Annotated in this window: 16 protein-coding genes and 1 pseudogene; 6 read left to right on the top strand and 11 right to left on the bottom strand. The window is 70.0% G+C overall.

Translation table 11 applies throughout. The features are described 5' to 3' along the window. Positions 1 to 6: 6 nt before the first annotated feature. Positions 7 to 525, bottom strand: coding sequence for a ribonuclease FAU-1 family protein (locus H9Y04_RS21755; protein ID WP_187815619.1), 519 nt, complete (start codon positions 523 to 525; stop codon positions 7 to 9). Positions 526 to 675: 150 nt separating this feature from the next. On the opposite strand from H9Y04_RS21755, the gene H9Y04_RS21750 reads away from it, so the two are divergent. Together H9Y04_RS21750 and H9Y04_RS21745 are read left to right on the top strand one after the other, a co-directional pair. Beyond that, complete coding sequence (locus H9Y04_RS21750) at positions 676 to 1,134, top strand: ester cyclase (RefSeq protein WP_187815618.1); 459 nt, start codon at positions 676 to 678, stop codon at positions 1,132 to 1,134. Between the two features lie 42 nt (positions 1,135 to 1,176). Beyond that, positions 1,177 to 1,665, top strand: coding sequence for an isochorismatase family protein (locus H9Y04_RS21745; protein WP_187815617.1), 489 nt, complete (start codon positions 1,177 to 1,179; stop codon positions 1,663 to 1,665). Between the two features lie 62 nt (positions 1,666 to 1,727). On the opposite strand, the gene H9Y04_RS21740 is transcribed toward H9Y04_RS21745, so the two are convergent. The 5 genes from H9Y04_RS21740 to H9Y04_RS21720 all read right to left on the bottom strand — a co-directional run bounded on the left by H9Y04_RS21740 (position 1,728) and on the right by H9Y04_RS21720 (position 7,195). After that, positions 1,728 to 2,084: a YciI family protein gene (locus tag H9Y04_RS21740; protein WP_187815616.1), complete on the bottom strand. Its 357-nt coding sequence runs from the start codon at positions 2,082 to 2,084 to the stop codon at positions 1,728 to 1,730. Positions 2,085 to 2,326: 242 nt separating this feature from the next. Beyond that, positions 2,327 to 3,349, bottom strand: coding sequence for a hemolysin family protein (locus tag H9Y04_RS21735; protein WP_187815615.1), 1,023 nt, complete (start codon positions 3,347 to 3,349; stop codon positions 2,327 to 2,329). Further along, positions 3,346 to 4,689 carry a hemolysin family protein gene (locus H9Y04_RS21730; protein WP_187815614.1) on the bottom strand — a complete coding sequence of 448 codons (1,344 nt, stop codon included), beginning with the start codon at positions 4,687 to 4,689 and terminating at the stop codon, positions 3,346 to 3,348. The genes H9Y04_RS21735 and H9Y04_RS21730 overlap by 4 nt, the downstream gene beginning before the upstream one ends. A 131-nt stretch (positions 4,690 to 4,820) precedes the next feature. Continuing rightward, entirely contained in the window at positions 4,821 to 5,843 is a 1,023-nt protein-coding gene (locus H9Y04_RS21725) for a hemolysin family protein (RefSeq protein ID WP_187815613.1), read from the bottom strand. Beyond that, positions 5,840 to 7,195 carry a hemolysin family protein gene (locus H9Y04_RS21720; protein ID WP_187815612.1) on the bottom strand — a complete coding sequence of 452 codons (1,356 nt, stop codon included), beginning with the start codon at positions 7,193 to 7,195 and terminating at the stop codon, positions 5,840 to 5,842. Before H9Y04_RS21720 ends, H9Y04_RS21725 begins: the two co-directional genes overlap by 4 nt. A gap of 626 nt (positions 7,196 to 7,821) precedes the next feature. On the opposite strand from H9Y04_RS21720, the gene H9Y04_RS48475 reads away from it, so the two are divergent. Next, positions 7,822 to 8,145 carry an STAS domain-containing protein gene (locus H9Y04_RS48475; RefSeq protein ID WP_368858436.1) on the top strand — a complete coding sequence of 108 codons (324 nt, stop codon included), beginning with the start codon at positions 7,822 to 7,824 and terminating at the stop codon, positions 8,143 to 8,145. Between the two features lie 96 nt (positions 8,146 to 8,241). On the opposite strand, the gene H9Y04_RS21715 is transcribed toward H9Y04_RS48475, so the two are convergent. Next, the gene (locus tag H9Y04_RS21715) at positions 8,242 to 8,883 is read right to left on the bottom strand and encodes a TetR/AcrR family transcriptional regulator (RefSeq protein ID WP_187815611.1); all 642 of its coding nucleotides are present in this window, start codon (positions 8,881 to 8,883) and stop codon (positions 8,242 to 8,244) included. An 81-nt stretch (positions 8,884 to 8,964) separates the two neighbouring features. Here H9Y04_RS21715 and H9Y04_RS21710 point away from each other — a divergent pair, with 81 nt between their 5' ends. Beyond that, positions 8,965 to 10,539, top strand: coding sequence for a serine hydrolase domain-containing protein (locus tag H9Y04_RS21710; RefSeq protein WP_187815610.1), 1,575 nt, complete (start codon positions 8,965 to 8,967; stop codon positions 10,537 to 10,539). Positions 10,540 to 10,631: 92 nt separating this feature from the next. On the opposite strand, the gene H9Y04_RS21705 is transcribed toward H9Y04_RS21710, so the two are convergent. Both H9Y04_RS21705 and H9Y04_RS21700 read right to left on the bottom strand, forming a co-directional pair. Beyond that, on the bottom strand, positions 10,632 to 11,405 hold the full coding sequence (locus H9Y04_RS21705) for an ABC transporter permease subunit (protein ID WP_187815609.1): 774 nt from the start codon (positions 11,403 to 11,405) through the stop codon (positions 10,632 to 10,634). Next, on the bottom strand, positions 11,402 to 12,349 hold the full coding sequence (locus H9Y04_RS21700; RefSeq protein ID WP_187815608.1) for an ABC transporter ATP-binding protein: 948 nt from the start codon (positions 12,347 to 12,349) through the stop codon (positions 11,402 to 11,404). Before H9Y04_RS21700 ends, H9Y04_RS21705 begins: the two co-directional genes overlap by 4 nt. A 79-nt stretch (positions 12,350 to 12,428) precedes the next feature. Between H9Y04_RS21700 and H9Y04_RS21695 the strand changes: the two genes are divergently transcribed. Together H9Y04_RS21695 and H9Y04_RS48470 are read left to right on the top strand one after the other, a co-directional pair. Further along, the gene (locus tag H9Y04_RS21695; protein ID WP_187815607.1) at positions 12,429 to 12,791 is read left to right on the top strand and encodes a hypothetical protein; all 363 of its coding nucleotides are present in this window, start codon (positions 12,429 to 12,431) and stop codon (positions 12,789 to 12,791) included. Next, positions 12,773 to 13,036 (top strand): annotated as a pseudogene (locus tag H9Y04_RS48470) (endonuclease/exonuclease/phosphatase family protein); the annotation flags it as partial. The gene H9Y04_RS21695 and the pseudogene H9Y04_RS48470, both read left to right, overlap by 19 nt. Before the next feature lie 146 nt (positions 13,037 to 13,182). Here the strand turns inward: H9Y04_RS48470 and H9Y04_RS21690 are convergent. Both H9Y04_RS21690 and H9Y04_RS21685 read right to left on the bottom strand, forming a co-directional pair. Then, positions 13,183 to 13,848, bottom strand: coding sequence for a response regulator (locus H9Y04_RS21690; protein WP_187815606.1), 666 nt, complete (start codon positions 13,846 to 13,848; stop codon positions 13,183 to 13,185). Further along, positions 13,845 to 15,026, bottom strand: coding sequence for a sensor histidine kinase (locus H9Y04_RS21685; protein WP_308801059.1), 1,182 nt, complete (start codon positions 15,024 to 15,026; stop codon positions 13,845 to 13,847). Before H9Y04_RS21685 ends, H9Y04_RS21690 begins: the two co-directional genes overlap by 4 nt. Positions 15,027 to 15,077 lie beyond the last annotated feature (51 nt).

Here is a 15,077-nt window from a genome sequence, read left to right as displayed (position 1 = left end):
AGGATCTCAGGTGCCGTGCGTGCGCTCCGCGCGGGCCAGCCAGCTCGGATACACCGAGGTGAACAGTGCCGCACCGGACTCCCGGCGGACTGCCGCGTACAGCCGGGCGCAGGCCTTGCGGGCCTCGGCGACGACCTCGTCCGGGTAACCGAATCGCAGCCGGTGGGCGGCGAACTCCTCCTCGTCCTCGATGTGCGGCGGCACACCCCGCAGCCGTACGACATCGAGGTCCAGGTCGACCATGCGCACCTCGGTTCCGTCCGCCGACCACTGCGCGGGCGTGCACACGTCGCAGTAGACCTCGGGCCCCGGCGGACGGCAGAAGGTGGCCGTCCACCAGGCGTCCTCGGGCACGAGCATGACGTACGGGAACCGTGTGACCCACCCGCCGTCCGCCGAGCTCACCCGGACGCCCTCGGCGGTGGCGAGCCAGGTGCCGTGGTCATCGGCACCGAGCCGCCGCGCGGACCAGCGCGCACTGCAACGGCCGTCGTACTTGCGGATGTCGACGGTGACAGGGGTCATGGTGGGCGGTGAGTCTACGGGGCCGGAGGTTCTACGGGCCGGCGGACAGAGGCAGCGCGGGATGTCACAGCAGAGCGGCCCGCCTCGTCACAGAGGTGACAGCCACTTCGGAAATGACGGTGACCGACGACGAGCCCGCAGGAGCATCCCATGTCGCACAACGCAGCACCCCAGCAGTCCGCGCAGACCACCGAGCGCAACAAGGAGCTCTTCCGGCGTTTCCACGATGTGGTGAACAGTCGTGACGCCGAAGTGATCGACAAGGCGATTCAGGAGTACGTCGACCCCGAGCTCGTCTTCCACGCGCCGGTGCCGAGCGAGCTGTCGGGGCTCGAAGCGTTCCGCCGGGTGTGGCCGACGCTGCTGCAGGCGTTTCCCGACCTCCAGGTGCACATCCAGGATCTGATCGCCGAGGGCGACAAGGTCGTGGCGCGGAACAAGGTGACCGGTACGCACCTGGGCGACTACCGCGGCCTCGCACCGACCGGACGCTCCGTCACGTACGACGAGATGTTCGTCCTGCGCTTCGCCGAGGGGCGGATCGCCGAGGTGTGGGGTGTGGTCGATGTCCTGGGCCAGCTGCGGCAGTTGGGGGCGCTGCCCGTCTGAGACGTTCCGCCGCGATTATGTGTCGCCCTAGGATCGGGCACCATGACCTCCGCGTTGATCCTCATCGATCTCATGCCGCGCATCATCGCCCTGCCGCTGGCCCCGCACTCCGGCGAGGACGTGCTGGGGCGCTGCCGCGAGCTGGCCCGGGCGTTCCGTGCGGAGGGACGGCCGGTGGTGCAGGTCCGCGTGGACCGCCCGAACGTCGCCGAGCAGCCGCCGGGCAGCGATTTCGCCGACGGTCTGGTGCACGAAGGCGACATCGTGGTGGTCAAGCGCACGATCGGCGCGTTCTACGGCACCGGTCTGGACGAGCAGTTGCGCAAGCTCGACGTGGACACGCTGGTGCTGGCCGGTCTGGTCACCACGATGGGCGTCGAGTCCACGGCCCGGGCCGCGGCGGACCACGGCTACGAGCTCGAGTTCGTGTCCGACGCGATGTCCGGCCTGGCCGCGGACGAGCACGCATTCGCCGTGGAGCGCACCTTCCCGCGCTTCGGCGAGGTGCGCTCCACGGCCGATTACACCTGAGGGCCGTCCCCGCCCCCGCACTTCATCACTGGCGCGCAGCTTGGTCGCCCATCGCACCCGCTCTACACGGCAGGTGCTTCACGCGGCTCCCAGACCTGCACCGGTCGCACCTGGACGTAACCGAACTCCATAGGGATCTGCTCGGCGATCCGCACGGCATGATCGATGTCGTCCGCGTTCACGAGGAAGTAGCCGCAGGGCACCGCGACACCTGGCGCAGGAGCCGGGGACGGGGCGACCTCGCCACCGCGTACGTCGACGGACACGGCCGTGGACTGGAACTCGTTGCCGGCGACCAGCACATCCCTGTGCTTCTCGGCGAACGCGTAGTGCTGCTCGACAATCCGGTCACGCACGGCCTGTTCGCCTGCCGACCAGGCGACCTCGTCCTCGTGGACGAGCAGAACGAACTGCGGCACGGTCGACCTCTCCCTCGCTGACCCGCTTCTCGGAGACGGAGTGAACTCCGAGGAGGGAACAGTGTCATCGACACACCACTGTCGTGCAAGTGTTCTATTCACGGGGCTCAGTCGTGCCCCGTTGCTGTCCACCTCGGGTGGCAAGGTGCTCGGGGTGATCACGCTGCCGGGCTGGGCCCCGCTGCTCAAGCTCGCGTGGTAGTGCCCGCCACCAATGGTGGCGGGCACTACTGCCGATGTGATCAGGCCGCCTGCTGGGGCTCCATCAGGCGGGCGAGCAGGTCGTCGAGGCTGACCAGGCCGGTGAGCCGGCCCGCATCGTCGCGGACGGCGGCGAGCGTGGCGCGGCGGGCGCGGAGCTGTTCGACGGCCTGCGCGATCGTGTCGTGTGCGGTCAGGTCCGGTACGGGACGGGCCAGTTCGCGGGCGATGAGGGTGTGCCCGCGGGCACGCGCGACCATGGCGTCTCGGGCGTGCACCGAACCGATGACCGCGCCGTCCTCGCGTACGAGAAGCCGGGTGCGGTCACTGGCCGCCGCCACGGCCAGGATCTCCTCGATGTCCGCCGAGCCGGGAACCGTGGTGATCTCTGCGGCCGGGATCATGAGGGCGGCCACCGGTGTCTGCGGCTCGGTGAGCGAGCTGGTGATGAGGTCGGAGTCGGTCTCGCTGATCAGGCCGAGTCGTTCCGACTCCTCCACCAGGTGCGTGAGTTGCTCGCGGTTGTGGACCGAGGCGAGTTCGTCGCGCGGGGTGACCCGGCACATCCGTACCAGGGCGTTGCTGACCTTGTTGAGGACCCAGATCAGCGGTCGGACGGCCTTGACCACGGCCCGGAACGGCGGCGTGAGCAGCATCGCCGAGCGCTCGGGGTGGGCGATGGCCCAGGATTTGGGGGCCATCTCGCCGAGCACCATGTGCAGGAACACCACGATGACCATGGCGAGGGCGAAGGCGATGCCGTAGCTGAGGCCGGCGGGCAGGCCCAGCTTCTCCAGGAGCGGGTCGAGTTCGTGGGAGATGGCGGGCTTGGAGATGGCGCCGAGGCCCAGCGTGCACAGGGTGATGCCGAGTTGGGCGCCGGCGAGCATGAGCGACAGCTCCCGCATGCCCGCGAGGGCGGCCTTGGCGCCGCGTTGTCCTTGGGCCGCGGCCTGTTCCATACGGTGGCGCTTGGCGGCGACCAGGGCGAACTCGGCGGCGACGAAGAAGCCGCTGCCGACCAGGAGCAAGAGTGTGATGAAGAGGGCCATGGGGAAGCTCACGCGGTCGTCTCCTCATCCGTGTCGGCCACTGGTGGGAGGCGTTCGATACGGACGCGCTCGGGGACGTGCCGGTCCAGGCGGAGCACCGCGATCGCGACGTGGGAGCCGTCCGCGAGTTCGACGGTGAGGCGGTCGCCCACGGTCGGGAAGCGGCCGAGGCGGTCGATGATCAGGCCGGCGACGGTGTCGTAGTCGTCCTCCTCGGGCAGGTCGATCCCTGTGGCGTCGGCGACCTCGTCAAGGCGGCGGCCCGCGTCCACCACCCAGCCCGTGTCGTCGGAGACGGCGAGTTCCACCACCACGTCGGACTCGTCGGCGATGTCGCCGACGAGTTCTTCGGCGATGTCCTCGTAGGTGACGATGCCGGCGACCCCGCCGTGTTCGTCGAGCACGACGGCGAACTCGTCGTCGCGCTCGCGCATCTGCGCCACGGCGCCCGGCAGCGGCAGGGTGTCGGGCAGCAGCAGCGGGCGGCGGGCCAGCTCGCCGGCCGTCGCGTGCTCCAAGTGGTCGGCGGCCAGGCGCATGAGTTCGCGTACGCCGAGGACGCCGGCCACGTCGTCCGGGTGATCGCCGAGGACCGGATAGTTGGAGTGGCCGTGCTTGGCGATACATTCGACGGCTTCGGCGGCGGTTGCGTCCTTGCGGACGAAGACGGCGTCCGCGCGCGGCACCATCACCTCGTCCACGGTGCGCTCGGAGAAGTCCAGGGCGTGGTCGAGGAGTTCGGCGGTCTGCTCAGGCAAATGCCCGTGTTCGTGGGATTCGCCGATGAGGTGGCTGAGTTCTTCGAGGGTGGCGCCGTGGTGGAGTTCCTCGACCGGTTCGATGCCGATCCTGCGCAGGATGCGGTTGGCCGCACCGTCGAAGATCCGTACGACCGGGCCGACGACCTTCAGATACGCGAGGGTCGAGGCGGCCAGGGACTTGGCGAGCCGTTCCGGGACGGCGAGCGCGAGGTTCTTGGGCGCGAGCTCGCCGATGACCATCTGCAGCACGGTCGCGACGACGAAGCCGACCACGACCGAGATCACGGAGACCACGCCGTCGGACCAGCCGGTGCCGTCGAGGGCCGGCTTCAGGAGCCCGGATACGGAGGGCTCGGCGAGGAAGCCGACGACCAGGCCGGTGACGGTGATGCCGAGCTGGGCGCCCGACAGCATGAAGGACAGCTTCTCCAGGACCTTCACCGCGCGGGCCGCGCGCTTGTCGCCCGCTTCGGCCTCGCGGGCGAGCGCGAGGCGGTCGGCGGCGACGTACGCGAACTCCTGGGCGACGAAGTAGCCGGTGCCGGCGGTCAGGACGAGGACGGCGAGCAGGCCGAGCGCGGCGCTCAGCATCGGCCACCGTCCGGCTGGTCGGGGCCGTGGCCCAGGGCGTCAGGGTCCGTCGGTCTGGCGGACACGGGGTGTCTCCGATCGTGTGCGGGTGCTGAGGTCAATCGTCGGTGCGGCCGGAACGGGCCGCCAGGTCAGGCGGCTGCGGGTGCCGGTCCGACCAGCTCGCTCAGCACGTCCTCCATGGTCACGAATCCCAGCACAGTGCCGCTCTCGCCGGTCACCGCGGCGAGGTGGCTGCCCTCGGCGCGCAGGGCGGTGAGGGTGTCGTCCAGTGGGGTATCGATACGCACGCGAGTGACGGGGTGCAGCGCTGCGGCCGGGAAAGGACGCTCCCGCTCGGCGACGCCCAGGGTGTCCTTGATGTGAAGGTAGCCGAGCAGCGCCCCGCCGGGTCCGGTGACCGGGAAGCGGGAGAAGCCCGCAACAGCGGCGCGGCGCTCCAGCTGGGCCGGAGTGATGGTGTGCGCGACCGTGTGCATACGGGCCGCCGGCACGAGGATCTCGCCGACCGGCCGGCTGCCCAGCTCCAGCGCGTCGCGCAACCGCTCGCCGTCCGCGGGCGAGAGCAGCCCGGCCTGGCTTGAGTCAGCGACCATGCGGGCGAGCTGATCGTCGGTGGCCACGGCCTCCAGCTCATCCTTGGCCTCCACCTTGAGCAGCTTGAGCAGCCCGTTGGCGAAGGCGTTGATACCGAAGACCAGCGGACGCAGGGCCTGGGTCAGGGCCACCAGGGGCGGGCCGAGCAGCAGCGCGGTCTGGGTGGGGGCGGCGAGCGCGATGTTCTTGGGGACCATCTCGCCGATCAGCATGTGCAGATACGTCGCCACGGCGAGCGCGATGACGAAGGCGATCGGGTGGACCAGGGCGTGCGGGATGTGTGCGGCCTCGAAGGCCGGCTCCAGGAGATGCGCGATGGCCGGTTCGGCGACCGCGCCCAGGACCAGCGAGGAGACCGTGATGCCGAGCTGGGCGGTGGCCATCATCTGCGAGATGTGCTCGATGCCCCACAGGGTGATGCGGGCGCGGCGGTGGCCTTCGCGGGCGCGCGGCTCGATCTGGCTGCGCCGTACGGAGATCATGGCGAACTCGGCGCCGACGAAGAACGCGTTGGTCAGCAGCGTCACGGCGCCGATGAGGAGTTGCAGCGTGGTCATCGCGCGATCTCCCAGGAGTGCTGAGCCGGCTGCGGAAAGCCGTGGGGCGGTGCGGCGGGTGCGGTGAGGTGGACGCGTTCGGCGACGTGGTGGCCGACGTCGAGGACATCGAGCAGCCAGCCGTCGACCTCGACCTGGTCACCTTCGGCCGGGATGCGGGCCAGGCGCGTGGCGATCAGTCCGGCCACGGTCTCGTACGGGCCGTCCGGCACCGTCAGGCCGATGGCCGCCAGTTCGTCGATGCGGACACTGCCGTCCGCTTCCCAGGTGGGCCGGCCGTCCTCGGTCGGCGGGGCGGGCAGCAGGTCCGGGACCTCGATGGGGTCGTGCTCGTCGCGTACCTCGCCGACGACCTCCTCGACGATGTCCTCGACCGTGGCGACGCCGGCCGTGCCGCCGTACTCGTCGATGACGATCGCCATGGTGCGGGTCGCCCGCAGCCGCTGAAGGAGCCGGTCGGCCGGCAGGCTGTCCGGCACGAGCAGCGGCCGCGTGGTCAGGGCGGTGACCGGGGTGACGGCGCGCTCCTGCGGAGCGAGCGCGAGGACATCGCGGATGTGGACGGTGCCGATGACCTCGTCCAGGCTGTCGCGGTAGACCGGGAACCGGGACAAGCCCGTGGCGTGGCACAGATGGGCCGCGTCCGCCGCCGTGGCGTGTGCCTCCAGGGCTCGGACGTCGACGCGCGGGGTCATCACGTTCTCGGCGGTGAGCTCGTTCAAGTGCAGGGTGCGCACGAACAGTTCGGCCGAGTCCGCCTCGATGGCGCCCTCGGCCGCGGAGTGCTGGGCGAGCGCGACCAGTTCCTCGGGGCCGCGTGCGGAGGCCAGTTCCTCGGCGGGTTCCAGGCCGAAGCGGCGTACGAACCGGTTCGCGGTGTTGTTCAAGTGGCGGATGAACGGGGCGAACGCGGCGGTGAAGCCGCGCTGCGGGCCTGCCACCACCTTGGCGACGGCCAGCGGCCGGGAGATCGCCCAGTTCTTCGGCACCAGCTCGCCGAACACCATCAGGACAACGGTGGAGACGACCACGCCGAGCACGGTCGCCACCGACGAAGCTGCGGCGCCGAGACCGATCGCCTGCAGCGGTCCGCGCAGCAGCACCGCGAGCGACGGCTCGGCGAGCATACCGATCACCAGCGAGGTCACGGTGATGCCGAGCTGGGCCCCGGAGAGCTGGAAGATGAGCCGGCGCGCCGCCTTCAAGGCGCCGGCCGCACCGCGCTCACCGGCTTCGGCGGCCCGCTCGAGGTCCGCCCGTTCGACGGTGGTCAGCGAGAACTCGGCCGCGACGAAGACCGCGCAGACCAGGGTCAGGAGCAGGGCGAGGAGCAGCAGCAGGATCTCGGTCACCTTGCCACCCCCCATCCCGGACAACGCGGGTGGGACATGGCACGGCTGGTACTGGGAGGCTCACCCATTTCGGGCCTCGGGCTCCTTCTCGCACGACGTCGGGGAAACAGAGATACTGCTGCATCCACTGTAAAGGGTCGGTAAAGCCCGGTCGCGAGCCGGTAGGTCGATCCCGCCCGTGACGTGACCCTGAGATCCCTCGCAAAGTTCAGGGGGCGGCCCGTAACCAGCACACCGACAGCCAGACGCTCGCCTCCGTCACACATCCGACGCGCCAAGGGAAGGCGGAGGCCGGCTTTGATGCCCACCAGCATCGGCCTATCGAGTTCAGCTTCGCCCGTCCGCCGAACCGGACCAGCAACCACACCGGGGCCTGGGCGCCCATGACCAACAGGGACGAAACCCTGCTCCGCTGGACGCTTCGGGGCAGGCCCTCTGGCTGAGTTGTCGGCGACAACTCGTCGGGAGGTCGAGCTGTGTTCCTCTGCCTACCGGCCCTCTCCCGGTATCCGCCCCAAAGGTCCTTCTTGAAGGGTCACTTGGACCGTCCGCGCGCGACCAGACAGCCCTCCGCGGCGTGAACGACCTGCCCGGGCCTCGCCTTCGCGGCGTGAAGGAGCGGATCGATGGACCGTTTGGGCGGCCACGAAGCGTCCCCAGGGAGCAGTCCTGCCTTCCTCACGCCCACCCTCGTCGGGGAATTGGACGTGATCAACGCCGGCAAACTCAGTGACACCGTGGCACACGAGCCGGCATCAGGACACCGGCACCTCCTGCTTCACCTCGCGGGGGTCACGTACTGCGGCGCGGGGAGTCTGCACACCCTCCACGGGATGCGCCCTGCCGCCAGCCACGTCGGCGGCAGTCCCGCCCTCACAGCGGCAAGCACCTGTATCCGCGAAGCCCTGGACCGAACCGGCATGCGCGGTCTCTTGCCGTTCACCCGCTAGCCGAGGGCCTGGTCTCGGGCAATGTGGTAGGCACCGAACCGGGCCGCACAAGGCGGAAGCGGGCACAGACCGGCCCGCTCGGCCGGTTCGCGCGTGTCAACTCCGATTCGCGTACTGCCGGCACTCGCCGGTGAAGACGGCAGCGAGTTCCGCGTCCAGCACGTCGGTCACGAGACCGGCGGACCCCGCGGCGCCCTCCGCATCCCGGTAGACCTGCATCGCGAGCCCTTCCGTCACGGCCGCGAGGCGTACGGCCGCGGGCACCGGATCCAAGTCCGGCTCGACCTCGCCGCATTCCTTGCCGTTGTGCACGGCCTGCGCGATCTCCTCGCGCAGCGCACGGGCGGTCTCGACGTCGACCTCCGCGAGCGCGGGCGCGTCCAGCGCCCGGCCCGCGAACGCCCGGGCCACCCGAAACTCGGTACGGCGCCCCTCGTCGAGCGGGATGAACTCGGCCAGCGCCCGCGCCAGCACCCGCGCGATCGGCTGCTGGTGCTCGATCCCCTCCCGGATGTGGCCGTCCGCCCGGGCCCGGATGCGGGCGCTCACCTCCTTGAAGGCGTGCAGCAGCATCTCGTCCTTGGTGCGGAAGTAGTGCTGCACCAGACCGACGGACATCCCGGCGGTGGCGGCGGTACGGGCGACGGTCACCGCATCCAGACCGCTTTCGGAGATCAACGCGCAGACGGCGTCAGCGATCTGACGTCGGCGTTCTTCATGGTCGGCAACTCTCGGCACTTGATAACCGTACCACCGTACGGTAAAAACCATATAGCCATACGGTTATTCGTCACGCGTCAGCAAACCCAGAGGACTCCCATGCAGATCCAACGCCTACGACACGCAGCCACGGCCACGCTCATGCTGCTGCTCACGCTGCTCCTGTGCGCTCCGCCCACCTCCGCCGCAGACCGGTCGGACGAGGCCCCGCCCGACCGCCTCGCAAAGATCGACTCGTACATACGCGACCGCATGGAGGCCACCGGCACGCCTGGTCTGGCCTACGCCGTGGTCGACGCCAACGGCCCGGTCCACCAACGGGCTTGGGGCAAGGACGGACGCGGCGCACCGGTCACAGCCGACACCCCGTTCCTGTGGGGCTCGGTCGCCAAGCCGATCACCGCGAGCGCTGTGATGACCCTCGTCCAGGACGGGCGGCTCGGCCTGGACGACCGGGTCGTCGACCATCTGCCCACTTTCCGCTTCGGCGGTCGGGAGCACGCCTCCCAGGTCACCGTCCGACACCTGCTGAACCAGACCGCGGGCCTGCCCGAGTCGGCCACCTTCAAGGTGGCCGACTGCCTCGACCCCGACTGCCCGCGGCCCGGCGAACGCGTGGACGCGCTCGCCGACGTGCGGCCGCTCGGCCCGCCCGGCGTCAAGTACGCCTACACCAGCGCCAATTACCTGCTGCTCGCCGCCGTGGTCGAGTCCGTCACCGGCCGTCCATACGCGGAGCATCTGCGGGAGAGCGTGCTGGAGCCGGCCGGGATGAAGGGCGCCATCGCCGACCGCGCCACCGCCCTGGACCGACAACTCGCGCCGGGGCATCAGTACCTGTGGAGCCGGCCGGCCGCGATCGCCGACGGCATGGACGACAGCGGTGCGGCGTACGGATACACCGGTGGCGATCTGAACGACCTGGCCGCCTTCGCAGCCCTCCAGCTCCGCTCCGGCAAGACGGCGGACGGGCGGACCCTCCTCACACCGGAGTCCGTGCGCCTGATGCGCGAGTCGGCCTCCCTGCAGCCCGGCGGTGAGGAGACGGGATACGGGTTCGGCTGGCGGGTCGGCGGTCTCAAGGCCCCGCTCGACAAAGCCATTTGGCACACCGGCGCCACTCCCGGCTATGCGGGGATGCTTTTCCTATTGCCCGGACAGGGCCTCGCCCTCGTACTGGAGCAGAACCTGCACGGGCTGCTGCAGGACGAGGCGGTGATGCAGGTCGGCTTCGGCGCCGCCCGCATCCTCGCCGGAGGAGAGGCACCGGGTGACGATCCCTCCACCCTCCTGTACGACGTGACGGTGTGGGGCGTCACCGCTCTCGCACTGCTGCTACTTGCGGCCGCCGTACGGTCGGCGCTCCTGGTGCGCCGCCCCGCCGCACCCGTATCGCTGCCGCGCCTGATCGCCGGGACCTCGGCATGGGTTCTGGTGGGAGCGCTGCCGGTGACACTCCTCGCCATGATCATGAAGTTCATGGGAGCGAGCCAGGCGCTGGCGTGGGTGCCGGACGCCTTCACCGCCCTGTGCGTCGCGTCAGGCGCCGGGGTGCTGGTCATCGCGCTGCGTATCGCCCTCGCGGTCCGGCACTTCCGGTCCGTACGGGAACAGCGCGCGCCGGGCGACCGTCCGACCTCGCCGGTACCCGAGCCGTCCGGCGCTCCTGCCTGATGGCGTCAGAGCCTGTCTTTGAACCTCCGTCGTTCGCGCGAAGCGCGGCGCAGCGGGCGCCGCTGCGCAGGCGGGGGTTCAAAGACAGGCTCTCAGACGTCTCGTCGGCGCAGCCGCGTCACCGCAAGCACCAGAAGCACCACGGAGTACGCGGCGACCAGGCCCAACGACGGCCATGCGCCCAGCGATCCGACTGCCTCGTGGCTCGCGTCCGAAGTCTGGGTGAGCTTCTCCAGAGCGGCGGTCGGAGTCGCCCCGGCGATCCACCGCTGCAGGTCGCCGAAGAGCGGACCGAACAAGGAGGGCAGCAGCATCAGGGCGACCACCGTGACCACGGCACCCGCCGCGTGGCGCACCAGCGTGCCGATCGCCAGGCCCAGGACACCCACCACCGCGAAGAGCGCGGCGATCCCGAACAGCGACGGGAACAGCTCCCCTTGGGCGTACTTGCCGCTCTCGAGGATCGCATCGCCGAGTGCGTACGCCAGCAGGCAGGCGGCCAGCCCGATCACGAACAGCATCCCGGCGAGCAGCACCGCCTTCGCGGCCAGGACCCTGCCGCGGCTCGGTACCGCGGCCAGGGTGGAGCCGATGGTGCCGCTGGAGTACTCGCCGCACACCGTGAGGGCGCCCACCACACCGGCGACCATCAAGGAGACGACGCTGAGGGTGAGGCTGCCGCCGAGCACCGTGTCGTCGGGTTGCAGGCTGCCGCTGAGCCCGACGAACACCGCACCGAGGACGGTCAGCAGACCGACCGCCGCGGTGGTCCAGCGGGTGGAGCGGAGGCTGGCGAACTTGGTCCACTCGAAGGCGAGGGCAGCGCCGAATGCGGGCGTCGCAGACGTGGTGCTGAGCGTGCTCATCGAACCAGTTCCTTCGTCTCGTGCTCGGCATCCTGTACGCCGCCCCGGAACTCCACCGAGGACTGGGTCATGTTCGTGTAGACCTCCTCCAACGAGGAGAACACCGGGGTCAGTTCGTGGATCGCCAGCTGGTGGCCGCGCGCCAGTTCGCCGATCTCGACCGGCGTCAGACCGGTGACCCGCCAAGGTCCCCGGGCGTCCATCTGAACGGTCGCTCCATGTGCTTCGAGCAGGGTGCGCATTCGTCCCGCTTCTTCGTCCGGTGTGCGCAGCAGGGTGCCGCCCTGCGAGTTCGTCTCGATGAACTCCCGCATCCTGGTGTCCGCGAGAAGCTTGCCCCGGCCGATCACGATCAGATGGTCGGCGGTCAGCTCCATCTCGCTCATCAGGTGGCTGGACAGGAACACTGTCCGGCCCTGCGCCGCCTGGGACTTGAGCAGATCGCGGATCCAGCGGATGCCCTCGGTGTCGAGGCCGTTGACGGGTTCGTCGAGGATCAGGACCTCGGGGTCGCCGAGCAGTGCGGCCGCGATGCCGAGCCGCTGCCCCATACCGAGCGAGAGCCCCTTGGCCCGCTGGTCGGCAACTTCCGTGAGACCGACCAGCTCCAGGACCTCGTCCACGCGGCGGCGCCCGATCGCGTTGCTGCGGGCAAGACCGAGCAGATGCTTGCGTACGGTGCGCCCGCCGTGGACGGACTTGGCATCGAGCAGTGAGCCGACGGTCCGCAGCGGGGCGGGGAGCCTGCCGTAGGAACGGCCGCCGACGGTGACCGAGCCCGAGCAGGGGGTGTCCAGGCCGAGGACCATCCGCATGGTGGTCGACTTCCCGGCGCCGTTAGGTCCGAGGAAACCGGTGACCAGGCCCGGCCGGACAGTGAAGGACAGGTGGTCGACGGCGGTCTTGCCGCCGTATCGCTTGGTGAGTTCACGTGCTTCGATCATGTAATCGACGCTAGGGACGGCGGCAGCTCCGGACATCTGCCGGGGGGAGTCGGCTGCTACTCCCGCGGGAGTAGCCACGGTGCTCACCCGGTTCCTCGTACCGGCGGCGGCCGCACCTGTCGCGCTCGGGCCTGCCGTTGTGCCGGCGCAGGCAGCGGAGGACGTCCAGAGCGTGCCGGACCGCGTCGCCGTACTGTCGTGGAACATCTGCGGCACCGCGGGCCGATGCCCCAGCCGTGAGAACCCCAAGGCGAAGCTCGACGAGATCATGGGCATCGCCGAGGCGGATCCCGGCTACGCCGTGATCATGATCCAGGAAGCCAGTTCACCACCCAGGGCGCGCCCCGCCTTGAGGACCGGGGGAACAGATTACTCGCCTGCACCAGCCACTTCGTCCACGGCGGCGTCGCCGACGCCGACAAGATCCAGGACGCTTCGCTGAAGGATCTGCACCGCACGACCGTGGACTGTCGAAACGGCGGCTACCGCACGATCGTCGGCGGTGACCTGAACATCTCGGTGCGCGACAGCGACATCAACCCCATGTACGGGGGCAACTTCGAGGCCGACTCCAACGACAAGTGCAACACCACCGGCCCGCGCCCCAGGTGGTGGCTGGGCTGCCACAACGAGTTCGGCAAGAGACTCGACTACATCTTCTTCGGCGACAACGGCTGGAGCCTGCGCGGCGGCGACATCCGCTACAACGGCTCGGACGCCCACGACGACCGGGAGCTGAGCGACCACCGGGCGATCACCGCCTCGGTCCGTCCCCTCCTGACATCGTCGACACCGATATCCGGCGGATGCCAGGCGGCATCCGCCGGACCCCGCTACGCCTCGCCGGCCCGCACAAGCCCCGTCTCGTACGCAAGCACCACCAGCTGCGCCCGGTCCCGCACCCCGAGCTTGGTCATCGACCGGCTGACGTGGGTCTTCGCGGTGAGGGGCGACATATGCAGACGGGCGCCGATCTCCTCGTTGGAAAGGCCACGGCCCACTAGAGCAAGGACCTCCCGCTCGCGGTCGGTCAACGGTGCGAGCCGCTCCCCCGCTTCGGCCTGCGGACTCTTGAGCCGGGCGAACTCCTCGATCACGCGCCGCGTCACCGCCGGAGCGAGCAACGACTGTCCTGCCGCCACCGTGCGGATCGCAGCACGTAGATCGTCGGGCTCGACGTCCTTGAGGAGAAACCCGGCAGCTCCGGCACGCAGCGCTTCAAAGACGTACTCATCGGCCTCGAACGTGGTCAGCACGAGTACCCGTACAGAATCAAGCGAGCGATCGGCGACGATACGGCGGGTCGCCTCCAGACCGTCGAGATTCGGCATCCGGATGTCCATCAGGACGACGTCCGGTCGGGTGGTGCGGGCGAGTTCCACGGCCGCGGCGCCGTCGGCGACCTCCGCGACGACCACCAGGTCGTCGGTGAGGTCGAGCAGGGCCTTGAAGCCAGCGCGGACCACGGTCTGGTCGTCGGCGAGCAGCACCCGGATCATGATGCTCTCCCGTCCACGGGGAGCTCCGCGTGCACCCTCCAGCCGCCGCCCCGCACCGGGCCGGTCTCGACCCTGCCGCCCACCGCGGCGGCGCGCTCGCGCATGCCGATCAGGCCGTACCCGTCGCCCGCGGCCTGCGGCCGTACTGAGGGAGGACCGTCGTCGATCACCTCGACCTCGAGACGGTCCCCGGCCAGTGCCACCGAGACCGCCACCTGTCCGGCTCCCGCATGCTTGATCACGTTCGTCAGCGCCTCCTGCACGATGCGATACGCCGCCAACTCCACCACCTGCGGCAGCACCCGGCCACCGGTGTCCAGCCGCAACGACACCGCGATCCCGCCGGCCCGTACACGCTCGGCAAGAGCATCAAGCCCTTCCAGGCGTGGCGCCGGATCGGTCCGGGCTCCGTCCTGCCCCTCCCGCAGCACCTCGACTGTGGCCCGCAGCTCCCGCACCGCCTCCTTGCCGGACGACCGCACCTGCCGCATCGCCTCCCGGGCGACCTCGGGCTTGACCTCGAGCGCGTCCAGGGCGAGACCGGCCTGCACGGTCATCGCCGAGACCGTATGCGCCACCACATCGTGCAACTCCCGGGCGATCCGCACCCGCTCCTCCTGCACCTTGCGCCGGGCCTCCGCTTCCCGCTCGGCCTCCGCGCGCCCCGCGCGGTCCGCGTACTCCTTCATCAACTCGCGCCGACCGCGAACCACTTCGCCGAGCAGCAGCGGCACGAGCGGCCAGAGCATCTCCAACAGCGGCGCCCCCTGCGGCTGCGCCACATCGATCCCCGCGACCACCGACACCAGGCCCGAGACAGACGCAGCCACGATCCCCGCGCGGACGGTCCTGCGGCGGTGGCCCTGCACGGCGAGCGTGTACAACGCCACCATCACCGGCAGGTTGAGCAGCTCCCCAATGTGCCCGTACAGCGCCCAGCCCGCACACGCCGCACCAGTGACCAGCGTGACCGGCAGCGGCCACCGGCTGCGTACGACCAAGGCACCGATGGAGACGGCGAACAGCAGCCAAGTCAGCCAGTCGTCCTGCCGGTATCCGGGATCGTTGACCGCCAGGTCGGCCGCGGTGAACACCGAGACCACAGCAGCGATGAACAGATCGGCGAGGCGTGGGGGCAGCGGCCACGGCAGCCACCGAGGACGACGAGGAGAAGACACAACGCCACCATAGGAGCGCGCCCCGTCCGCCGCGTACGACGACAGGAGTAC

The organism is Streptomyces polyasparticus, from assembly GCF_014493765.1.
In the GTDB taxonomy this organism is placed as follows: Bacteria; Actinomycetota; Actinomycetes; order Streptomycetales; family Streptomycetaceae; genus Streptomyces; species Streptomyces polyasparticus.
Note: the sequence above shows the minus strand (reverse complement) of the source record. Positions and strands in the feature narration are given on the sequence as shown.